The 21,579-nt window shown below is 71.6% G+C and carries 17 protein-coding genes; 10 read left to right on the plus strand and 7 right to left on the minus strand.

Going from position 1 to position 21,579, the window contains the following annotated elements:
* Window positions 1–88: 88 nt before the first annotated feature.
* Window positions 89–2,815, minus strand: coding sequence for a bifunctional acetate--CoA ligase family protein/GNAT family N-acetyltransferase (locus HGBR_RS09755; RefSeq protein WP_026077487.1), 2,727 nt, complete (start codon window positions 2,813–2,815; stop codon window positions 89–91).
* Between the two features lie 43 nt (window positions 2,816–2,858).
* Between HGBR_RS09755 and HGBR_RS09760 the strand changes: the two genes are divergently transcribed.
* Window positions 2,859–3,446 (plus strand): DUF5998 family protein, encoded by a 588-nt coding sequence (locus HGBR_RS09760; RefSeq protein WP_019159160.1) that lies wholly within the window; start codon window positions 2,859–2,861, stop codon window positions 3,444–3,446.
* 4 nt (window positions 3,447–3,450) lie between these two features.
* Complete coding sequence (locus HGBR_RS09765; protein ID WP_019159161.1) at window positions 3,451–4,614, plus strand: alkaline phosphatase family protein; 1,164 nt, start codon at window positions 3,451–3,453, stop codon at window positions 4,612–4,614.
* Window positions 4,615–4,617: 3 nt separating this feature from the next.
* On the opposite strand, the gene HGBR_RS09770 is transcribed toward HGBR_RS09765, so the two are convergent.
* Window positions 4,618–5,091, minus strand: coding sequence for a GtrA family protein (locus HGBR_RS09770; RefSeq protein ID WP_019159162.1), 474 nt, complete (start codon window positions 5,089–5,091; stop codon window positions 4,618–4,620).
* 58 nt (window positions 5,092–5,149) lie between these two features.
* On the opposite strand from HGBR_RS09770, the gene HGBR_RS20810 reads away from it, so the two are divergent.
* Window positions 5,150–6,850 (plus strand): 5-(carboxyamino)imidazole ribonucleotide synthase, encoded by a 1,701-nt coding sequence (locus tag HGBR_RS20810; RefSeq protein WP_019159163.1) that lies wholly within the window; start codon window positions 5,150–5,152, stop codon window positions 6,848–6,850.
* Between the two features lie 95 nt (window positions 6,851–6,945).
* The gene (locus HGBR_RS09780) at window positions 6,946–8,094 is read left to right on the plus strand and encodes an acyl-CoA dehydrogenase family protein (protein WP_019159164.1); all 1,149 of its coding nucleotides are present in this window, start codon (window positions 6,946–6,948) and stop codon (window positions 8,092–8,094) included.
* A 59-nt stretch (window positions 8,095–8,153) separates the two neighbouring features.
* Here HGBR_RS09780 and HGBR_RS09785 read toward each other — a convergent pair whose 3' ends face one another.
* Window positions 8,154–9,143, minus strand: coding sequence for a patatin-like phospholipase family protein (locus HGBR_RS09785; protein WP_019159165.1), 990 nt, complete (start codon window positions 9,141–9,143; stop codon window positions 8,154–8,156).
* Window positions 9,144–9,229: 86 nt separating this feature from the next.
* Here HGBR_RS09785 and HGBR_RS09790 point away from each other — a divergent pair, with 86 nt between their 5' ends.
* The 4 genes from HGBR_RS09790 (at window position 9,230) to manA (ending at window position 16,543) form a co-directional block, all read left to right on the plus strand.
* A complete protein-coding gene (locus HGBR_RS09790; RefSeq protein ID WP_019159166.1) occupies window positions 9,230–10,429 on the plus strand; it encodes a pyridoxal phosphate-dependent aminotransferase in 1,200 nt (399 codons plus the stop codon).
* 121 nt (window positions 10,430–10,550) lie between these two features.
* Window positions 10,551–12,074: an LCP family protein gene (locus tag HGBR_RS09795; protein WP_019159167.1), complete on the plus strand. Its 1,524-nt coding sequence runs from the start codon at window positions 10,551–10,553 to the stop codon at window positions 12,072–12,074.
* Window positions 12,075–12,295: 221 nt separating this feature from the next.
* Window positions 12,296–15,172 (plus strand): NlpC/P60 family protein, encoded by a 2,877-nt coding sequence (locus HGBR_RS09800; RefSeq protein ID WP_245533321.1) that lies wholly within the window; start codon window positions 12,296–12,298, stop codon window positions 15,170–15,172.
* A 138-nt stretch (window positions 15,173–15,310) separates the two neighbouring features.
* Window positions 15,311–16,543, plus strand: coding sequence for a mannose-6-phosphate isomerase, class I (gene manA, locus HGBR_RS09805; protein WP_026077489.1), 1,233 nt, complete (start codon window positions 15,311–15,313; stop codon window positions 16,541–16,543).
* 69 nt (window positions 16,544–16,612) lie between these two features.
* Here manA and HGBR_RS09810 read toward each other — a convergent pair whose 3' ends face one another.
* The 4 genes from HGBR_RS09810 to HGBR_RS09825 form a co-directional block, all read right to left on the minus strand.
* Entirely contained in the window at window positions 16,613–17,275 is a 663-nt protein-coding gene (locus tag HGBR_RS09810) for a CoA transferase subunit B (RefSeq protein ID WP_019159170.1), read from the minus strand.
* A gap of 2 nt (window positions 17,276–17,277) precedes the next feature.
* Window positions 17,278–18,048 (minus strand): CoA transferase subunit A, encoded by a 771-nt coding sequence (locus tag HGBR_RS09815; RefSeq protein ID WP_026077490.1) that lies wholly within the window; start codon window positions 18,046–18,048, stop codon window positions 17,278–17,280.
* Window positions 18,049–18,160: 112 nt separating this feature from the next.
* Entirely contained in the window at window positions 18,161–18,844 is a 684-nt protein-coding gene (locus tag HGBR_RS18900) for a hypothetical protein (protein ID WP_019159172.1), read from the minus strand.
* Between the two features lie 4 nt (window positions 18,845–18,848).
* Window positions 18,849–20,030, minus strand: a complete 1,182-nt coding sequence (locus HGBR_RS09825; protein WP_161601862.1) for a coenzyme F420-0:L-glutamate ligase — start codon at window positions 20,028–20,030, stop codon at window positions 18,849–18,851.
* A gap of 570 nt (window positions 20,031–20,600) precedes the next feature.
* Here HGBR_RS09825 and HGBR_RS21075 point away from each other — a divergent pair.
* Together HGBR_RS21075 and HGBR_RS20220 are read left to right on the plus strand one after the other, a co-directional pair.
* Window positions 20,601–20,846: a WhiB family transcriptional regulator gene (locus HGBR_RS21075; protein ID WP_040364965.1), complete on the plus strand. Its 246-nt coding sequence runs from the start codon at window positions 20,601–20,603 to the stop codon at window positions 20,844–20,846.
* The coding region (locus tag HGBR_RS20220) for a hypothetical protein (RefSeq protein ID WP_040364942.1) at window positions 20,843–21,579 on the plus strand (737 nt) is incomplete at its 3' end. The genes HGBR_RS21075 and HGBR_RS20220, both read left to right, overlap by 4 nt.

Here is a 21,579-nt window from a genome sequence, read left to right on the forward strand (position 1 = left end):
CCGAAAGGAGTGTGCTGAGGCAAACCTCACTGGTGGCGACTCCGAAGCGGCGCCGCCGTCGTCCGACTGTCGCCCGGTGCGGCGCGGGTCACGCGAGGCGGCGCCGGGCGGAATCCATCCGGTCGACGGTGCTGCGCAGGGTGACCCGGATGCTCAGCACGTGCGCATCCGTCGTCGTCGCGACGACCGGGTGGATCGCGATGTCCGCGACCTGCGGGAAGTCGTCGACGAGCTCGGACACGCGCAGGAGCAGCTCCTCGATGGGTGCGACATTCATGACGGGCAGGCCCTTGTAGCCGAAGAGCCGCGGCGCGGCCTTGACCGACCGGATCATCGTCGCGGCGTCCACGTCCGTGAGCGGGGCGACGCGGTGGGCGATGTCGCCCACGAGCTCCGTCGTGTCCCCGGACAGCGAGAACGACACGATGGGCCCCAGCAGCGGGTCCTCGCCGCCGCGGACCACGCACGCCGTGCCCGGGGGAGCCATGGCCTGCACGTCGATGTCGTAGGGACCCGTCGCGGTGAAGGCGCCGATCACCTTGCGGATCTGCAGCCAGTCGTCGCGCAGCTCCTCCGGCGATTCGATGTTGAGACGGACGCCGCCCAGCTCCATCCGGTGGCGCAGGCGCGTGTGCACCGCCTTGAGAGCGACCGGGTAGTGCAGCTCCTGGGCCGCGGCGAGCGCCTCCTCGACCGTCGACGTCGTGATGTGCGGCAGCACGGGGATGCCGTAGGCCTCCGCGAGTGCCCGGGTGCGGGTGGGATCGAGCACGAGTGCACCGGGACCCACTCCGTCGAGACCGCCGTCGTCGGCCTCGGCACCGCTCGACTCCTCGAGTTCGTCGAGGGCGGAGTCGATGACGGTGCGCGCTGCACGGCGGTCGATGCCGTCGAGCTCCGGGTATGTGCCGTGGTCCTCGCTGCGCCACATCGCGTAGTCCGTCGTGCGTGCGAGCGCGGTGACCGCGTCCTCCGGGCCGAAGTAGCTGGGCACGGTGCGCGCGACGGGGGTCCCCTCGTCGCCGGGGACGAAGGCGGTGAGCTCGTCGCGGACGCCCTGGACGCCGGAGAAGCAGGCGATCGTCGTCTGCCGGGCGTGGGCGGCCTGCTCGGAGAGCACCTCCGCGATCTCCCGCTCGGAGGCGCCGGCGGACGGGGTGAAGCTCACCATGACGGAGTCGACGTCGTCGTGGGCGAACATCTCCGCGAGTGCCTCGCCGAACTCGTCGGCCTGCACCTCCGGGTGAAGGGAGACGGGGTCGCGGGTGACCTCGAGTCCCTCGGCGCGGGCGGCCTGGACGAGCAGCGTGCCCATCGCGGCGGAGTTGCCGACGACGCCCACGCGGCGTCCGGCGGGCAGCGGCTGGGAGGTGAGCACCTGGGAGATGTCGAAGAGCTGGCGGATCGAGTCCGCGCGGATGACGCCGGCCTGCGCGAGGATCTCGTCGAGCGCACCGCCGGCGCGCTCCGCGAGGCTCGAGAGGCGCACCTGGTGGCCGGGCGGCAGCTCTTGGCCCGTGAGGTCCGACTTCACGACGACGACGGGCTTGACGCGGCTCACGCGGCGGGCGATCCGCGAGAACTTCCGCGGGTTGCCGATCGACTCGAGGTAGAGGCCCACGGCCGTCGTCGCCGGATCCTCCTCCCAGTACTGGAGGACGTCGTTGCCGGAGAGGTCCGCGCGGTTGCCCGCGGACACGAACGTGGAGATGCCCAGGCCCAGGCGGGTCGCGCGGGCCAGCAGTGCGGTGCCCAGGGCGCCGGACTGGCTGAAGAGGCCCAGGCTGCCCCGCTCTGGCATGAAGGGGGAGAGCGACGAGTTGAGCGACACGTCCTCGGCGGTGTTCGCGATGCCGAAGCTGTTGGGGCCAACGACGCGCATGCCGTGCGAGCGGGCGGTCGCGACGACCTCGCGCTGCAGGGCCATGCCCTCCTCACCGGCCTCCGCGAAGCCGGAGGAGATGACGACGACGGCCTTGACGCCGTGCGCCGCGCAGTCGCGGACGACCCCCGAGACAGCCGCCGCGGGGACGGCGATGACCGCGAGGTCCGCCGGCTCCGCGAGCTCGTCGAGGCTGCGGACCGTCGGCACGCCGGCGATCGACTCCGCCTCCGGGTGGACGACGGTGAGCGTGCCCTGGAACCCGGCGGCCGCGAGGTTGCGGACGAGGAGGTTTCCGGTCGAGTGCCGCTTGCGGGAGGCGCCGATGACGACGACGGAGGACGGGTGGAGGACCGACCGGACGCTCAGAGCCTCGGCGCGGTGCTCGCGGGACGCGATGACCTGCATCGCCCGGTCCGTCGGGTCGATCTCGAAGCGGACGGCGACGACCCCGTCCTCGAACTCCCGGGAGACCTCGTAGCCGGCGGCCGCGAAGACCTGCAGCATCGAGCGGTTCTGGGGGAGGACCTCGGCGGTGAAGACGGTGATGCCCACCTCGCGGGCCGCGACGGCCAGGTGCTCGAGGAGGATCGAGCCGATCCCGCGACCCTGGTGCGAGTCCGCGATGTTGAAGGCGACCTCCGCGGACTCCGCATCGATCCGGTCGTAGCGGCCCACGCCGATGATCTCCTCGCCCACGAGCATGACGAAGGCGACGCGATCGCGGTAGTCGACGCTGACGAAGCGGTCGAGGTCCTTCGCGGGGATCTGCGGCATGGGGGCGAAGAACCGCAGGTAGATCGACTCGGGCGACTGCGCCCGGTGCATGGCCTGCAGTGCGTCGGCGTCGGACGGGACGATGGGGCGCAGGTGGGCGGTGCCGCCATCGCGCAGGACGACGTCGGCCTCCCAGTGAGCGGGATAGTTCGTCATGCACACGAGCATAGGCTCGACGGGTGACGCATATGCTGTGCGCATGGCAATTCCCCATGAACTCGTCTCCGAGCTCCAGGCGGCGGGGTACTACCCGCAGCTCGCCGGGACCATGATCGTCGAGAGCCTCTTCGACGAGGAGATCACGTCGCACTTCGTCCACATCGACACGCACGTGGACCTCGACTCGATCCACCGCCACGTGACCGCGTTCGCGATCACCCCCACCCGACTGCTCATCGCGCACGTCGACGACGACCCCGCGCCCCGGCCGCTGGGGCAGCCGCCGCGGGCCATGACGTCCTCGGAGGCGATCGAGCTGAAGGACATCAGCACCGTGCTCATCGGCCGCACGTTCGAGAAGCCGGCGGAGTTCCAGCCGGGCCAGGAGCCGGTCGAGGTGTCGTTGACGCTGGGCTGGGGGTCGACGACCCGCATCGACACGTTCCCGGAGACCTGCGCGGACCCGCAGTGCGACGCGGACCACGGCTACGGCGGCAGCCTCCTGTCCGAGGACCTCACCCTGCGCGTGTCCGCCCAGGCGGAGGGGCCGGAGGCGGTCGCGCGGGCGCAGAGCTTCGCGCTGGAGCTGCGCCGGTCCGCCTTCCGGGCCTCCCACGGGGGGAGCTGAGCGCATGGGTGCTCCGGAGCTGCGCGTGCCCACGCCGGACTACGCGGGACCGCTGCTGTCCGACGTCATCCCGGCCGCCGCTCTGGCGGTGGGCGGGGCGGACATCCTCACGCCCGAGGCCGCGGACCGCGCCCAGCGCATCGCACCGGACGCGTCCGCCCGGACCGCCGTCGTCGTGCTCATCGACGGGCTGGGCTCCCGGCTGCTGCGCAGGCGTGCCGCGCACGCCCCGTTCCTGCGCTCGCTGCTGCCGGACGAGACGCTGCTGAGTGCGGGCTTCCCGTCGACGACGGCGAACTCCCTGTCCTCCCTGGCGACCGGCCTGCTGCCGGGTGCGCACGGGGTCATGGGCTACACGCTGCTGGATCCGGACAGCGATGAGGTGTTCAACCAGCTCACGGGGTCCGACCACGTGGACGGGCGCGTCTGGGTGCCGGACGCGACCCTCTTCGACCGCCTCATCGCGGGCGGGATCGACGCCGTGAATCTGGGCGAGCCCAAGTTCGACGGGCGGGGTCTCAACCGGGGGTCGATGCGCGGGGCGCGCTTCCGCGGCTCGCGCACGCTCGACGAGCGGGTCGACCACGCGCTTGAGGAGCTGCGCGCCCCCGGACGACGCGTCGTCTACCTGTACTGGGGCGCGCTCGACAAGAACGGGCACGTCCACGGCGTCGACTCGTGGGAGTGGCTCGAGGAGCTGGAGCAGGTCGACGGGAGCATGCGCCGGCTGGCGGACTCCCTGCCGGCGGACGCGGTCCTCTCGATCACCGCCGACCACGGCATGATCGACGTGCCGCACGAGACCCGGCTGGACCTGGCGCTGCACCCGGACGAGCGGGCGCTGCTGCGGGCGGTGGGCGGCGAGCCGCGCGCGACCCACCTCTACGCGAGGGCCGGGGCGGAGGCGGATGCGCTCGCCGCCTTCCGCGCGCTCGTGGGCGACCGCGGGACCGTGCTGACCCGGGACCGGGCGGTGGCCGCGGGGCTCTTCGGACCCGTCCGCGACCGCAACCTGCCGCGGATCGGCGACCTCGTCGTCATCGGCGAGCCCGGGTTCGGGATCGTCGATTCGGAGCGGGACTCGCCCGCGGCGCTGTCGCTGCTGGGGCACCACGGGGGAGTGACCCCGGACGAGTTGGAGATCCCGCTGCTGACGCTGGGCGGCTGAGCCTCAGGCGCCGGCGGGATCGTCCAGGTTCACGATCGCCCGGCGCGGCGTAGGCGGCGTGCCGCGGGCCGGCCGGTAGAGCACGTGCCGGTACATGAGGTAGCGGAAGACGTTGCCCAGCAGGACGCCCACGACGTTGCCGGAGACGTTGTCCGCGAACGCGGAGGTGAGGCCCAGCACGTGGTGCGAGAACCAGAGGCACAGGAGGGCGATGAGGAGGCCCGCGGCGTTGACCGCGAAGAACCCGATCGCCTCCTTCACGGGGGTGTTCGTGCGACCGTCGCGGAACGTCCAGTAGCGCGATCCCACCCACGAGACGGTCGTGGCGGCGGTGACGGAGAGGGCCTTCGCCCACAGCGGACCCATCCCCACGGGATCCAGTCGCAACAGGTTGAAGAGGCCGATGTCGACGAGGAAGGCGACGGTGCCGACGGCGGAGAACTTGCCCACGCGTCGCAGTTCCTTCGCCACTCCCATGATCGCCAGGATAGTGGCCCCCGGAGTCCTCCGTGCTCAGCGCGCATACACTGATCCCGTGACTTTCCCCAAGATCGGCGTCGTGGGCGGCGGACAGCTCGCCCGGATGATGGCGCCCGCAGCCGAGGCGCTGGGCGTCTCCTTCCATGTCCTCAGCGAAGCGGAGGGCTCCTCCGCCGCGCAGGTGTCCGCCCACGTGACGGTGGGCGACTACCGCGACTGGGACACGCTGCTGGCCTTCGCGCAGACGGTCGACGTCCTCACGTTCGACCACGAGCACGTGCCGCCGGAGCACCTGCGGGCGCTCGAGGCGGCCGGCCACCCCGTGCATCCGGGACCGGACGCGCTCATCCACGCGCAGGACAAGCTCGTCATGCGCCGGCGGATCGACGAGCTGGGCCTGCCCAACCCCCGGTGGGCGGAGGTCGACTCGGTCGAGTCGCTCGCGGCCGCGGCCGGCGACCTGGGTCTGCCCCTCATCCTCAAGACCCCGCGGGGCGGCTACGACGGACACGGCGTCCGCGTCATCCACGACCCCGCCGAGGCCGCGGACTGGTTCACGGAGGCCCCCGGTCCGCTGCTGGCGGAGGAGAAGGTCGACTTCCAGCGCGAACTGTCGGTCATGGTCGGCCGGTCGCCGTCCGGCCAGACCGCGGTCTGGCCCGTCGTCGCGACGCACCAGCAGGACGGGGTGTGCAAGGAGGCGATCGCCCCGGCGCCCGGACTGGCGCCGGAGATGTCCCAGCGCATCCAGAACGATGTCATCGCGCTCGCCACCCGGTTGGACGTCACGGGCGTCATGGCGATGGAGATGTTCGAGGTGCCGGGCGGCTACCTCGTCAACGAACTGGCGATGCGCCCGCACAACACGGGCCACTGGACGCAGGACGGATCCGTCACGAGCCAGTTCGAGCAGCACCTGCGCGCGGTCCTCGACCTGCCGCTGGGCGACCCCGCACCCCTGGCCCCGCTCACCGCCATGGTGAACGTGCTGGGCGCGGACCACACGGACCTCTACCGCGCCTACCTCCACGTGCTGGCGCACGATCCGGCCGTCAAGGTCCACCTCTATGGCAAGGAGGTCCGGCCCGGACGCAAGCTGGGACACGTGAACCTCACCGGCTCCGGTGACGCGGACGCCCTGCTGGCCCGCGCCCGCCACGCGGCGGACTTCATCGCCGGCGTGGACACGGACCCGCACCCGGATCTGAGCACGAAGGCGACCACGGCCTCGGCGGCGGGTGCCCGGGTGGGGATCGTCATGGGGTCCGATTCGGACTGGCCCACGATGGAGGCGGCAGCGGCCGCGCTCGATGAGTTCGGTGTCCCGTACACGGCGGAGGTCGTGTCCGCGCACCGGATGCCCGAGGACATGGTCGAGTGGGGGCGGACGGCTGCGGACCGCGGGCTGGACGTCATCATCGCCGGCGCCGGCGGCGCGGCGCACCTGCCGGGCATGCTCGCCTCCCTCACGCCGCTCCCGGTCATCGGCGTGCCGGTGCCGCTCAAGCACCTGGACGGGATGGACTCGCTGCTCTCGATCGTCCAGATGCCCTCCGGCGTGCCGGTCGCGACCGTGTCCGTGGGCGGCGCCCACAACGCGGGCCTCCTGGCCGTGCGGATCCTGGCGGCCGCCGGAGACCGGCAGGAGTTGCGCGCCGCACTCGACGAGCACCGCGCGGGACTGCGCCGGACCGCGCAGGCGAAGGGCCGCGCGCTCGCCCAGCGCGTCGCGACCGGAGACGGCCCGCGCCACTGAGACCAAACCCCACGACGGCCTCCCGCACGGGGAGCCGTCACCTCCAGGAAAGACCACAGAGTCGGGCCCCCACGGCCGGCCGGAAGGAGCTGAGGATGACATTCGATCTGTTCACGCCCACGGAAGAGCACGACGAGCTGCGCGCGGCGGTGCGCGAGGTCGTCGAAGGAAAGATCACCCCGTTCGCGGCGGAGGTCGACGAGCAGTCGCGGTTCCCGCAGGAGGCGCACGACGCGCTCCTGGCGACCGACTTCCACGCGCCGCACGTGGCGGAGGAGTATGGCGGTGTGGGCGCGGACGCGCTGGCGACCGCGATCGTCATCGAGGAGGTGGCGCGCGGCTGCGCATCGTCCTCGCTCATCCCCGCGGTCAACAAGCTGGGCTCGATGCCGGTCATCCTGGGCGGCGGTGAGGAGGTCAAGCAGAAGTACCTCCCGCAGCTGGCGGAGGGCAAGGGCTTCTCGTACGGCCTGTCCGAGCGCGAAGCGGGCTCCGACACCGCCGCGATGAAGACGAAGGCGGTGCGCGACGGCGACGGCTGGCGCCTCAACGGCGTGAAGACGTGGATCACGAACGCGGGCGAGTCGGAGTTCTACACGGTCATGGCCGTGACGGATCCGGAGGGCCCGCGCGGGCGCAACATCACGGCGTTCGTCGTGGAGAAGGGCGATGAGGGCTTCACCTTCGGCGAGAAGGAGCGGAAGCTGGGCATCAAAGGCAGCCCCACCCGCGAGCTGTTCTTCGAGAACGTGTACCTGCCGGCCGACCGCATCGTGGGCGCGGAGGGCGAGGGCCTCAAGATCGCCCTCCGCACGCTCGACCACACGCGGGTGACGATCGCCGCGCAGGCCGTGGGCATCGCCCAGGGCGCGCTGGACTACGCGATCGGGTACATCAAGGAGCGCAAGCAGTTCGGCAAGGCCATCGCGGACTTCCAGGCCATCCAGTTCATGGTCGCGGACATGGGCATGAAGCTCGAGGCCGCGCGCCAGCTCACGTACGTCGCCGCCGCGAAGAGCGAGCGCGAGGACAAGGACCTGGGCTACTTCGGCGCGGCCGCGAAGGCGTACGCCTCCGATGTCGCGATGGAGATCACGACGGACGCGGTCCAGCTGCTGGGCGGGGCCGGCTACGTCGTCGACCACCCGGTCGAGCGCATGATGCGCGACGCGAAGATCACGCAGATCTACGAGGGCACCAACCAGGTGCAGCGCCTCGTCATGGGACGCAAGCTCCTGGCCTGAGGTGCGCACGCACGTCGGCCGCAGCGCCCCACCCTCCGCGTGAGGGTGGGGCGCTGTCGTCACAGACCCGGCCAGAGGGAGGGCGCCTTCGTCTCGAGGAACCGGCGGGCGGCCTCGCGCCCGGAGTCGATGAGGGCCTCCGTCTGCGCCGGTGCGATGTCGAAGTCGAGGGCGGACGTGCCGGCGGTGTCGATGAAGAGAGTGCGGGCGATCGTGTCCGGCTCGTCGATGTGCCGGCGGTCGATCCCGTGCAGCGCGGTCGTGACCAGGGCGCGGGTGACACCGAACAGGCCGTTCACGGGCCGGGTGACGGACGGCTCGTCCTCGCGCGCCGACAGGCGCATGCCGACGGTGGGCCAGCGCGCTGCGCTCCGGTCCGCGTGGTCGAACACCCCGATCGGGTAGTTCGACAGGAGTCCGCCGTCGACGAGGCTCACCGCACCCCGCGGCGGCATCGCCAGCCGCATAGGCCGGAACACGAAGGGGACGGCGGCGGAGGCGCACACGGCGTCCGCGACGGACTGCTCGTCGGGATCCAGACCGTAGCGCTCGAAATCCCAGGGCAGGAGCGCCATCCGGTGGTTCGTCAGGTCGCTGGCGACGACGACCAGCGCGTACTCGCGTTCCGGAGGCAGTGCGGAGCCTGCATCCGTTCGGCGCAGATCGCCGAACGTGCGCACACCCAGGTCCGCGAGGACCCCCATGAGCCATTCCCGCAGATACCGGCCCTCGTGGAGTCCGCCGTGGACTGCCAGGGACACGAGGTTCGCGAGGCCGCGCGCGGGTCCCAGCGCCCGGCCGAACCGGCTGGAGTCGGGCACCCGCGCGTAGTCCAGTGACGCGGCCAGCTCCGGCAGCCGGTCGGCCGGTTCGCCCGCGTGCTGGAGGGCTGCGACGAGGGACCCCGTGATCGCGCCCGCGGAGGTGCCTGCGATGCGGGGGAACGTGGAGCCGGCATCGCTCAGCACTCCCAGCGCCCCGATGAAGGCGATGCCCTTCACACCGCCGCCCTCCATCACGAGATCGGCCCGCAGTCCGGTGGTCGTCATGCGTCGAGCGTAGGCGGTGCTGACGCGCGGTGCACGAGGGTGCAGACTGGTGTCCGACGACCGATTGCGAACGCGAGGAGACCGCCATGAGGATTGCTGACCGGATCGAGGATCTGGGCACGGAGACGGCCTTCGCCGTCGCGCAGGCCGCAGCGGACTGGTCCGCACGGGGCCACGAGGTCTACCCATTCCATCTGGGCGACATCGACCTCCCCACCGCGCCCCACATCATCGAGGCGATGAACGCGGCGATCGCGGACGGGAAGACCGGCTACTGCCCGGGCCCGGGGATCCCGCAGCTGCGGGAAGCGCTGGCCGCGGAGATCGGCGGGCAGCGCGGGATGTCGCTCAGCGCGGACGAGATCGTCGTGACGACGGGCGGCAAGCCGGTCATCACGAAGTTCCTCCAGACGGTCATGAACCCGGGGGAGGGCGTGCTCTACCCCAACCCGGGCTTCCCCATCTACGAATCGCAGATCGAGTACCTGGGCGGCACGCCGCTGCCGTACCGGTACGTGCCGACCCCGCAGGGCTTCGCGATCGACCTGGACCACCTGCGGTCCCTCATCACCCCGCAGACGACGGCGCTCATCTACAACGACCTGCAGAACCCGATCTCCGCGGAGTCGACGCAGGCGGAGCGCGAGGCGATCGCGCAGATCGCGCAGGAGCACGACCTGTGGGTGCTCTCCGACGAGGCGTACTTCGACATGCGCTACTCCGGCAGCTCGCACTCGATCGCGGCGCTGCCCGGCATGCGCGAGCGCACGGTCATCCTCTATACGTTCAGCAAGAAGTACGCGATGACGGGCTCCCGGCTGGGCTGTGCGGTTGCACCCCCGCAGGTCGCGCAGATCATCGCGACGCTCAACACGAACGACGAATCGTGCACGACCCACTTCGTCCAGTGGGCAGGCATCGCAGCGCTCACGGGCACGCAGGAGCCCGTGCGGGCCATGCTGGAGGACTTCCGACAGCGCCGCGACGCGGTGTGCGCGCTGGTGAATGACACGCCGGGCATGAGCGTCGCGGTCCCGGAGTCCACCTTCTACGTCTTCCCGGACGTGACGGAGGCGGTCCGCCGGGTGGGTGCGGCGGACGTGGGGGACTTCGCACAGCAGGCGCTGCACGCCACGGGTGTGTCCTTCTGCACGCGCGAGCACTTCGGCTCGCGCCAGCCGGGGGAGGACCGCGACTACATCCGCCTGGCCTACTCCGGGATCGCCCTGCCCCGCGTCGAGGAGGGCCTGGGCCGTCTGCGCGACTGGGTGTCGAGCGCCGGCTGACGGCACCGCTTCAGACCCACCGTCCAGCCATCTCCCACCGACCTGCCGGTGCCGCCTCCGTGCGAACGGACCTCGGATCGTGCATTGTGGTGCTGTCCACCCGACCTGACCCCGAGGCGCCGTGACGCAGCAACGCACACTCCAGCACGTCGATCCCCTTCGCGAACCCGGACATCTCGATGCCCGGCACCGCGATGTGCGCGGATGGGTGCTGCTGGTCGCGACGGTCCTCATGCCCGGCAGCGTGCAGACGCTCTTCCGCGCCCGCCGGTCGCGGATCCCGCTCGTCATCACCCTCGTCACGTGGCTGCTGATCGTGGTGGCTCTCGCGGCGGTGCTCATCCGCCGGCAGATCGCCTTCACGCTCGCGACGAACCCGTTCATCCTCACGGGCGTCCTGCTGGTGGTCGTCGTCGCGGGCGTCAGCTGGATCCTGTGCCTCCTCGACACGGTGCGCCGCGTCCGCCTCCACACGCTCAGCCCGCGGGCGCGCACTCGCTTCCTGGCGGCCGCCCTCGTCACGATGCTCGTCGTCACGGGCGGCACCGCCTACGGCACGGTGATGATCAACAGCCAGCGCGAGCTCATGACGAACCTGTTCGCCGGCGGGCTGGGGGAGCGGCCGGTCGACGGTCGCTACAACATCCTGCTGCTGGGATCCGACGCCGGCAAGGGCCGCCAGGGCATCCGGCCGGACAGCATCACCCTGGTGAGCGTCGACGCGAAGACCGGCGGGGCGGTCATGATCGGCCTGCCGCGCAACATGCAGAACGTCCCCTTCGACGAGGACAGCCCGCTGCGCGAGGTCTACCCCGACGGCTTCACCTGCGGCGACGAGTGCCTGCTCAACGCGGTCTACCAGCAGGGGGAGGAGCACGCGGACGCCTACCCGGACGACGTGACCCCCGGCGTCGAGGCCATGAAGGAGGCCGTGGGCGGCGTGACGGGCCTCGAGGTCCAGTACCACGCGATGATCGACCTCAAGGGCTTCGAGGACCTCATCGACGCGATGGGCGGCATCACCGTGGTCGCCGGCAAGCGCGTGCCGATCTCCTCCGGCGTCGACCCGAACACGGGCCAGCACGGACCCGTCAAGGGTTGGATCGAGGAGGGCGAGCAGCACCTGGACGGCTACCACGCGCTCTGGTTCGCCCGCTCCCGCGAGTTCTCCTCCGACTACGAGCGGATGGTCCGCCAGCGCTGCGTCCAGGACGCGATGGTCCGCCAGCTGGACCCGTCCACACTGCTGCTGCGCTTCCAGGACATCGCGCAGGCCGCCCCCGAGGTCGTCACGACGGACATCCCCCAGATCCAGGTCGACCGCTTCGTCGACCTCGCCCTCAAGACGCGCTCCGCCGGCACCTCCTCCCTCAACCTGACCCCGCCCGAGGTCAACCCCACGCACCCGGACTTCGCCCAGGTGCACGAGCTGGTCGCCTCCTCGATCGCGGAGTCGGAGGAGTCCGCCGAGGCCGCCTCGACGTCCGCAGTCCCCGGCACCGGGGCCTCGGGCGAGGTCTCCGTGTGGGCAGCACCGCAGCCGGGCGCCGGGCCCGCGGACGTGTCCGCGGCCGGTGCGACCGACGAGGCGGACGCGGGCGGCGCGGAGGACGGGGACGCCTCCGCGATCTGCAACGTCCCGTGATCGCGGATATCATCGCGATCGGCTGAAAAATTTCTGAGACGCACTCTCGCGCGTCATCTCGCGGAACCACAACCGTGTCATTCTCTCATCGGTCGAGATTTCAACTCAGACACGCCGGATTTGTGTAACAATCTTGAGATGTTGAGGTGGTTCGTCGCATCCAGCGACGCCCCCACTTCGTAGAAGCCTCCTTCCCTGTCTTCCTCACAAAGGCTGAAACGATGAGAATTCTGATCCCTTCTGCAGCCGCATGCGCGGCGGCGGTCATGGTGACGACCATCGGGCTGTCCAGCTCGACCGCGGCGATCGCCGTTCCCGTCAATCCCGATCTCAGCTCGACTCCGATCACGGACATCGACACGGACGGCCTCGATGAGGCCGGCGCCCGCGCGTCCTCGGAGTCGACGGCTTCCGCATCGAACCGCTCGCTCGTCAACGTTCCCGGGCTGCTGCGCGCACCCCAGGACGCGACGACGGCGACGAACGTGTCCGCCACCCCGTACGCCGTGGGCAGCGGAGCGTTCAACGCGGCCACCACCTCGCTGACGGATTCCTCTGAATCCGCACCGTCCCAGGACGAGGGCGCCCCCGGCCTGGGCGACTCCGGCGACGCGTCGACCGATGGGTCGACGCCGGAGGAGTCCACCGAGTCCCCGGCGCCGGAGGAGTCCGACGCCCCGGTCGTGGGCTCCGTCACGGAGGAGACCGAGGACGGCGTCGCGATCGCTGCGATCTCCAAGTCCGTCGACGTCCCCGCCGGGAACCCCAGCGTCGTGGGCGTCACCTACGAGGGCGACACCTCCGTGACGTTCGAGGTGCGCACGAAGTCCGGCGACGAATGGGGCGCCTGGACCGACCTCGAGGTCGAGAACATCGACGAGGGCGGCAACGGCACGGAGCCGTTCGTCGTCTCGGGCTCCGACAGCGTCCAGCTGCGCGTCCTGGGCGGGGACGAGGCCCCCGCGAACGCCGAGCTGGTCCTGGTGGACCCCAAGTCCTCGGCCGCTGACGCCGAGGCCGTCGAGGCCAACCAGCCCGTCCTGCCCCCGCAGGACGACGCCGGTGCGGCCGACGGCGACGCCGAAGCGCCCGCCGAGGAGGCGCCGGCCGAGGACGCGCCGGCTGCGGACGCTCCCGCGGTCGAGTCCGACGAGACCGGTGCCGCGAACGCACAGGCCGCCACCGAGGCGACCGTCCGGAACGCGTCGTACACGCCCGGCAGCTCCGCGGTGCAGAACACCGCGGTCAAGAAGGTCAAGAAGCCCTCGATCGGCTCCCGCAAGTCGTGGGGCGCGAACGAGCGCCTGCGCAAGGGATCGCCGGACTACGCGGGCTCGCTCAAGGCCGCGATCGTGCACCACACCGCCGGCTCCAACAGCTACTCGGCCCAGGACGTCCCCTCGATCCTGCGCGGCATCTACAGCTTCCATACGCAGGGCCGCGGCTGGTCCGACGTGGGTTACAACGTGCTGGCCGACAAGTACGGCCGTCTGTGGGAGGGCCGCGCCGGCGGTCTCAGCAAGAACGTCATCGGCGCCCACGCCGTGGGCTACAACACCGGCACGTTCGGCATCTCCGTGATGGGCACGTACGACAAGTCCGCTCCGCCCAAGAAGACGATCGACGCGGTCAACCACGCGATCGCCTGGAAGCTCTCCGCCGCAGGCGTGTCCGCCGATGCGCGCACGTCGGTGGGCGGACGCTCGATCCGCACCGTCTCCGGTCACCGCGATGTGGGCCAGACGGCCTGCCCGGGTGACGCCTTCTACTCCAAGATGGGGGGAATGCGCAGCGCCATCGTGAAGATGCAGAAGGGCGGCGACACCCCCGAGGACAAGGAGAAGAAGGACGAGAAGAAGAAGGACGACGGCAAGAAGGACGACAAGAGCAAGGATGAGAAGAAGGACGACAAGAAGAAGGACGACGGCAAGAAGGACGACGACAAGAAGAAGGAGCAGGAGAAGTCCAAGACTCCGATCGAGGAGAAGTACGCCGGCCACGTCGAGCAGCTGGGCAAGCCGTCCGGCAAGGAGTTCGACATCGCGGGCGGTCGTGGCCAGAAGTACGAGAAGGGCCACATCTACTGGACGAAGGCGACCGGCGCGCATGTCGTGACCGGTGCGATCGACAAGCTGGTCGACAAGGACCTGCTCCAGCAGATCGGCTTCCCCAAGGCGGATCCGAAGGACGGCCTGAAGAACGGCGGCGTCTACCAGACGTTCGCGAAGGGTGCGGTCCACTGGACGAAGGCGACCGGCGCGCACGCGACGACCGGCATCCTCCAGAAGTACTGGAAGGACAAGGGCTATGAGCGCGGACACCTGGGGTACCCGACCAGTGCACTCACGGTGAAGGACGGCCGCGCGGAGCAGACGTTCCAGGGCGCGCGCCTCGTGTGGGCCGAGGGCTACGGCACGACCGAGTTCTCTGCCACCGGTGACCTCCGGGGCGGCGTCGAGGACCTGAACGGCACGGACGGAGGCGACGACGGCGAGTCCGGGGAAGACCCGTCACCGGCGCCCACGACCGAGCCGTCGCCGTCCGCGACTCCGTCCGCCGAGCCCACTCCTTCGCAGACCCCGTCCGCGTCCCCGACGCCGTCGGAGAAGCCCTCGGAGTCGCCCCGCCCCTCGCCGTCCGCGACCCCGTCGCAGACGCCGTCCGCGTCGCCCACTCCGTCGAAGAAGCCCTCGCCCTCTCCCACGCCTTCCAAGAAGCCGGAGAAGACTCCGGAGCAGAAGGAGAAGGAGAAGCGGGACGCGATCATCAAGGAGGCCAAGAAGCACCTGGGTGTGAAGTACCGCTGGGGCGGCACGTCGCCCAAGACCGGCTGGGACTGCTCCGGCTACACCCAGTACGTCTACAGCAAGAACGGCATCGATCTGCCCCGGAACACCAGCGCGCAGCGCAATGCCGGGAAGGTCGTCTCCGCGAAGAACGCGAAGCCCGGTGACCTCGTCTGGGTGCCCGGCCACATCGGCATCGTCTCCGAGACGAAGGGCATGATGTACGACGCCGGTTCGTCCCGGACGAACACCTCGAAGCGCAGCTACGACTGGATGGTCAAGCGCGGCGCCGTGTTCATCCGCGTGGTCTGATCCGGACCCGGCAGCGGCCGCAGCGCGGTCCGCGCTCGGAACGGCCCCGCACCTCTCACGAGGTGCGGGGCCGTTCGGCGTCCCACCGGCTCCCGCATAGACTGCACGCGGACCATCGGACGAGCCGCGGGACGTGAAGTGCAGCGTTTGACGAACACGGTGAAGCAGTACGCCTGGGGTGCGGCCTCGGGGATTCCGGAGATCCTGGGGCGGGAACCGGACGGGACCCCGGCGGCGGAGCTGTGGGTGGGCGCGCACCCCGGCGCGCCGTCCCGTGTCGACGGGACGGGGCTGGACGACCTGATCGCCCAGGACCCCGTGCGGCACCTGGGCGAGACGTCCATCGCGCGCTTCGGGGCGCGCCTGCCGTTCCTCCTCAAAGTGCTCTCCGCGGGCACGGCCCTGTCGATCCAGAGCCACCCCTCACTCGAGCAGGCGGCCCGGGGCTTCGCGGCGGAGGAGGCCGCCGGCATCCCGCGGGACGCCCCGCACCGCTCGTACCGCGACGAGTGGCACAAGCCGGAGCTCCTCCACGCGCTGGGCGAGTTCCACGCGCTCTGCGGCCTCCGCCCGCTGCCGGCCGTCCGGGCCACGCTCCAGAGGTTCGAGACCGCACTGGCGGACACCGGCGCGCCGTCCGCGCAGCGGCAGTCTCTCGCCGCGTGGCAGGCCGCGCTCGCGCAACCGGACGAGGCGCTCGCCCTGCGCGACGCGGTCGTCCTGGTGCTGAGCGACCCGGGCCGGTTCGGGTCGCTGGCGGACACACTGGCGGGCGTGCTCGCGGATCCTGCTTCGGGACGCGTGGACTCCGACCACCCGTCGCACGAGGGCAGCAGCGTCGATCCCGTGCTCACTCTGCTGGAGACGCACGCGGACTTCCCCGGCGACGCCGGCGCGCTCGTCGCGGTCCTGCTGCGCCGCTACCTGCTGCAGGAGGGGGAATCGCTGGCACTCGAGTCCGGGATCCTGCACGCGTACCTGCGCGGGGTGGGCGTCGAGATCATGTCCTCGAGCGACAACGTGCTGCGCGGCGGACTCACCCACAAGCACACGGACGTCCCGGAGCTGGTCCGGACGGTCCGCTTCGACACCCGGGCCCCGCAGGTGCTCACCGTCGACGACTCCGCGGAGCTGCGCGGCACGACCGACGACTTCGTCCTGACCGTCCTGTCGCGGGTCCGGGACCGGCGACTCACGCGGCCCGGCCCGCTCACGGCCCTCTGCACGTCCGGGTCCTTCACGCTGGACACCGGGGCGCAGACCCTGACGCTGCGCCGGGGCGAGGCCGTGTTCGTGGGCGCGGACGAGGCGCGTCCTGCCGTCACGGGAGAGGGCGCGCTCTTCGTCGCGAGCACCGCTCTCACGGCCTGATGCCGCCTGAATGACGACGGCAGCGGACCCCCGGTGGGGAGTCCGCCGCCATGCGCGGTGCGGTGCGGGTCAGGCCGCGGGCACGGTCTCCGGGATCTCGCCCTCAACGGGCTCGAGTCCCTGGGTCTTCTCCTGGATCTCCTCGACGCTCACCCCGGGGGCGCGCTCGAGGAGGCGGAACCCGGTGCCGGTCACCTCCAGGACCGCCAGATCCGTGATGATGCGGGAGACGACGCGCTCACCCGTGAGCGGCAGGTCGCACGACTCGAGCAGCTTGAGCGATCCGTCCTTCGCGGTGTGGTCCATGATGACGATGACCTTCTTCGCGCCGTGGACCAGGTCCATCGCGCCGCCCATGCCCTTGACCATTTTGCCGGGGATCATCCAGTTCGCGATGTCGCCGTTGCCGGCGACCTGCATCGCGCCCAGGATCGCTGCGTCGATCCGGCCTCCGCGGATCATCCCGAAGCTGGTCGCGGAGTCGAAGTACGCAGCCCCCGGGTTCATGGTGACGATCTCCTTGCCCGCGTTGATGAGGTCCGGGTCGACCTCGTCCTTCCGCGGGTAGGGGCCCACGCCCAGCAGGCCGTTCTCCGACTGGAGGACGACGTTGACCCCCTCCGGGATGTAGTTGGGCACCAGGGTGGGCATGCCGATCCCCAGGTTCACGTAGCTCCCGTCCGGGAGCTCCTGGGCCGCGCGGGCGGCCATCTGCTCACGTGTCAGACCCATGGTCAGTCCTCCCTCACGGTCATCTTCTCGATGGGCTTGTCCGCCACCTGCTCCGGGGTCAGCTCGACGACGCGCGCGACGTAGATGCCCGGCAGGTGCACGTCGTCCGGGTCGATCTGACCGACCTCGACGAGCTTCTCGACCTCCGCGATCGTCGTGCGCGCGGACATCGCCGCGGGCGGGTTGAAGTTGCGGGCGGACGAGTGGAAGACCAGGTTGCCGGCGCGGTCGCCCTTCGCGGCGCGCACCAGTGCGTAGTCGCTGGGCAGCGACTCCTCGAGGACGTAGTCGTGCTCCTCGCCGAAGGTGGAGAGTGTCTTCGTCTCCTTCTTGGGGGAGGACTTCACGACCTGGCCCTCGCTGTCGTAGCGCCAGGGGATGCCGCCGTCGGCCACCTGCGTGCCGGACCCCGTGATCGTGTAGAACGCCGGGATGCCCGCGCCCGCGGCGCGCAGCTTCTCTGCCATCGTGCCCTGCGGGGTCAGCTCGACCTCGAGTTCGCCGGACAGGTACTGTCGGGCGAACTCCTTGTTCTCGCCCACGTACGAGGCGATGATCCGGCTGATCTGGCGGGTCTCGAGGAGCTTGCCCAGGCCGCGGCCGTCGACGCCCGCGTTGTTCGAGATGACCTCGAGGTCCTTCGCCCCCTGGTCGTGGAGTGCGTCGATGAGGACCTCGGGGACTCCCACGACCCCGAATCCGCCCACGGCGATCCGCGCGCCGTCCGGGATGTCCTTCACCGCTTCGTCTGCTGATGACATCACTTTGTCCATGGTCCGGATTATTGCATGCGCCACATCCGCCGCAGGGTGCCGGGACCCACCCGGACCGGGGGTCTCAGCACGCGGGACGCGGCTCGCGTCGACGGACGGCGCCGCGGACCCGTCAGTCGGCGGGGCGCAGGACCAGCAGGCCCTGCAGCAGGCCGTCCAGCACGCGCGTCCAGTCCCCGGCGGTGCGGGGCGCGGAGGTGAGGGCGACCTCGGTGCTGACGGCGGCCTCGGCGGTGGTGTCCGACGACCGACCGGTGGGGTCTCCGGACGGCCCGCCGGCGGTGAGCTCGGCCAGCTGCACCGTCTGCGGTGCGGCGGCCTCGCCCAGGGTCACGCGGGGGCTCGCGGCGATCGCGGACTCGTCCGGGAAGGCGCGCAGCGCGGTCGCGAAGTCGATGGTCTCCGGCGGGGCGTCCGCCGCCAGGGCCAGCGGGGCGACGGGGAAGACGAGGACCTCGTCCGCGGAGTCCGTGACGGGATCCTGGGCCAGGGCCTCGGGGACGAGGGCGATCCACTCGTCCGCCGGCGGCTCGTCCGTCACGAGGAGGACGGGCGAACCCAGGCCCCACGCGGCCAGCGCCCCGGCCAGGGCCCGCCAGTGCAGGGGCTCGTCCGCTCCCACGACCAGCCCGAGGCCGCGGTGGGGTCCCACGTCGAGGTCCGCCAGGAGACCGTGGGCCTTGTGGACCCAGTTGGCGAGGACCGGGCCGGTGAGCTCGAGGGCGGCCCCGTCCCCGTCCTCCCAGCGGAGGACGGGGTGGCGGCGGGCGGCGAGTGCGGCGAGGACGGTGCGCACGGGATCAGCTCCTCAGCGAGGCGGGGTCGAGGGCGATGCGGACGTTCGCGCCGCCGGGTGCGCCGGAATCCTCCCACAGCCAGGCGGTCTCGCAGCGGAGGTCCTCGGCGGCGAGGCTCGTCGCGATGCGCTCGAGGAGCGCGCCCAGGCCCACCGCCGCCTCGACGAGCGGGTGTCCGTCCGCCTGCGAGGCCGCGGCCCCGGGGCGCGGGCGGATGCGGATGAGCGCGCCGGAGCCCATGACGGTCAGCCGCCAGGCGCCCTGGCCCGGGGTGCGCGGGACGCCGGCGCGGGTGACCGCGAGCGCCCGGGTGGTGCGGGTGAGGATGTCGTCGGAGCCGTCGCCGGACGGCGGGATGACGGTCGGATCGGCCGGGTCGACACCCAGGGCCGCCCACGCGGACTCGATGTGGCCGGTGCGGAACCAGTCGTCCTCGAGGGCGCGGTTGAGACCGGCCGCACCCGGTCCGGGTCGGCCAGTCACGTGGTCGCCCACCCCGCGCACGATCGCGACGGGGCGACCGCGGGCGGCCCCCTTGACGAGGTCCGCCGCCGCGGCGATCGCATCCGCGACGGCCCGGACGGTCACCTCCTGGGCGCGGCCGGTGTCGTCCGGCAGCCCCTGCTGCGAGTCGAGCGGCTCCAGCCCCGCGCAGCCCAGCGCGATGTCGCCCACGCCGGTGCGCCAGGGCCGCGAGGTCGTGTCGGAGACGAGGACCGCCACGCGCGCGCCGAACCGCTCCGTGAGCACGGCCAGCAGCGCGGCGGCGGAGGCGTCCGGATCCTGCGGTTGGAGGACGACGTCGCCGTCGGCCTCCGTGTTCGACCGGTCCAGGCCCGCGGCCGCCTGCACGGTGCCCGCCGGGGTCCGGACCACGCTCACCGTCGCGCCGGCGCCGAAGCGGCGGCGGGCGACCGTGTGACGGGTGCGGGCGGCGACGAGCGCCTCGAGCTCCGCCCGGCTGCCCGCGCTCGCCAGCGCGCCCTCCGCCTTCGCGACGATCTTCGAGGCCACGACCACGACGTCCCCGTCCTTGAGGTCGAGGCCGCTGGCGCGGATCGCGCCCACCAGCTCGCGGCCCAGGTCCGTGCCGGGCCGCACGCGGCCGATCCCGGGGACGGCGTACGCGGTGAGGAGGCGGCTGGGCTCTGCGGCGGAGCGGGAGGAAGACGGAGCGGGGCGCATGGCGCCCATTCTCGCACCGCGGCCCGGGTCCCCGGAGGAGTGCCTGCGAACCGTTCGCGGCACGCGTGGAGTTCGGTGCCCGGAGTGCCGGAAGTCCCGAGAATTCCCTGTGCGGGCCGGTTCCGCCACAATTAGTGGTGCGCGTGCACGGCGGGCACCACATGTAGTGATCCAGGCGGGCGGATGTGTGTGAGAGTGTCGAACTGCTGTTCGAATGGTGGCTCAGGATACCCCGCCGCCGCTTGACGGGAGGGAATGACACGCGTGTAATTCCAGTATGAGTCCGAGGCTCCGGGGGTGCACCCGACGCCGACGACGATAGGGGGAAGGCACGTGACACCAGCACACAAGTGGAACACGGCGAGTGCGGCACCGCAGACGGAGGCGCCGGTCGCACCGCTGCGCAGGCGGGTCTCTGAGAGGACCGCCGTCGATTGGTTCGTGGAACCGGGGACCGGGGGATCGCCGCTGGCGGATCCCCTCGACATCGACCCGGTCACGCTCACGCCCAACGATCTGACGCAGGACACGGCGGAGGGGGACCGCGGGGAAGCGGTCTCGCCCCTCTCACTGCTGCTGGGCGGATCCGGCGACGGAGACCTGGCGTGGCAGGACGACGCGCTGTGCGCGCAGACGGACCCGGAGGCGTTCTTCCCGGAGAAGGGCGGCTCGACCCGCGAGGCGAAGAAGGTCTGCGCCTCCTGCGACGTGAAGGCGGAGTGCCTCGAGTACGCGCTCGCCAACGACGAGCGCTTCGGCATCTGGGGCGGTCTCTCGGAGCGTGAAAGGCGACGCATCAAGAAGCAGGCCGTGTGAGCGAACGCGTCATAGCCGTCGTCACCAGTGACGACGGTGCGGACCTCCGGGATGCCCACCGTGCGGTGGGCGTACCGGGGGTCTCGTCGGTCCTGCGGGCGGATCCCGCCGGTGTCGCCGCCGTCGTCGAGGAGGCGCTGGCCGCCGGCGCGCAGTGGATCTGGCTGCTGGGACCGCGCGACCAGCCGGAACTGGACGCGCTCGCCCGTCTCCTCGACATCGCGGGCTCCGGCGACGCGGTGGGCCTCGTGGGCCCGCGCCTGCAGGTCACCGACTCCGACCGCCTCGTGTCCGCCGGGGTGACGACGACGGCCCAGGGCCAGCGCGTCAACCCGGTGTCCCCGGGCGAGGTCGACCAGGGCCAGTTCGGCCGCACCGAGGACGTCTACGCCGTCGACCTGCCCGGCGCCCTCGTCGCCGCGGACGTGGTCCGGGCCGTGGGCGCGCCCGCCGCCTCCCTGCCCACCTCCTACCGGGGGATCGAGTACTCCCGCCGCGTGCGCGCCGCCGGTTTCCGCGTGGTCCTGGCACCCCGCGCCGAGGTCGTGGTCCCCGCCGCGACCGCGCGAGCGCTGCTGACCTCGCCCCGGCCGCCGCGGGCCGCCGCGGACGTGCGCGCCGAGCACCGCTACCGCCTCGCGGTCATCCGTCCCGCCCGTGCGTGGCGCACCGCGCTCCTCCTCTGGTGCGCGGCGGTGGGATCCGCACTGGGCCGCCTCCTGGCCAACGACGT

It is taken from the genome of Brevibacterium senegalense (assembly GCF_000285835.1).
Lineage (GTDB): Bacteria > Actinomycetota > Actinomycetes > Actinomycetales > Brevibacteriaceae > Brevibacterium > Brevibacterium senegalense.

Excerpts from the sequence above, each read along its gene's own strand:
- HGBR_RS09770 (WP_019159162.1), bottom strand. The coding sequence starts at position 5,091 with ATGGGAGTGGCGAAGGAACTGCGACGCGTGGGCAAGTTCTCCGCCGTC.
- HGBR_RS09815 (WP_026077490.1), bottom strand. The coding sequence starts at position 18,048 with ATGGACAAAGTGATGTCATCAGCAGACGAAGCGGTGAAGGACATCCCG.
- HGBR_RS09765 (WP_019159161.1), top strand. The coding sequence starts at position 3,451 with ATGGGTGCTCCGGAGCTGCGCGTGCCCACGCCGGACTACGCGGGACCG.
- HGBR_RS09755 (WP_026077487.1), bottom strand. The coding sequence starts at position 2,815 with ATGACGAACTATCCCGCTCACTGGGAGGCCGACGTCGTCCTGCGCGAT.
- HGBR_RS09760 (WP_019159160.1), top strand. The coding sequence starts at position 2,859 with ATGGCAATTCCCCATGAACTCGTCTCCGAGCTCCAGGCGGCGGGGTAC.
- HGBR_RS09810 (WP_019159170.1), bottom strand. The coding sequence starts at position 17,275 with ATGGGTCTGACACGTGAGCAGATGGCCGCCCGCGCGGCCCAGGAGCTC.
- HGBR_RS09780 (WP_019159164.1), top strand. The coding sequence starts at position 6,946 with ATGACATTCGATCTGTTCACGCCCACGGAAGAGCACGACGAGCTGCGC.
- HGBR_RS09790 (WP_019159166.1), top strand. The coding sequence starts at position 9,230 with ATGAGGATTGCTGACCGGATCGAGGATCTGGGCACGGAGACGGCCTTC.
- HGBR_RS09785 (WP_019159165.1), bottom strand. The coding sequence starts at position 9,143 with ATGACGACCACCGGACTGCGGGCCGATCTCGTGATGGAGGGCGGCGGT.
- HGBR_RS09825 (WP_161601862.1), bottom strand. The coding sequence starts at position 20,030 with ATGCGCCCCGCTCCGTCTTCCTCCCGCTCCGCCGCAGAGCCCAGCCGC.
- HGBR_RS09800 (WP_245533321.1), top strand. The coding sequence starts at position 12,296 with ATGAGAATTCTGATCCCTTCTGCAGCCGCATGCGCGGCGGCGGTCATG.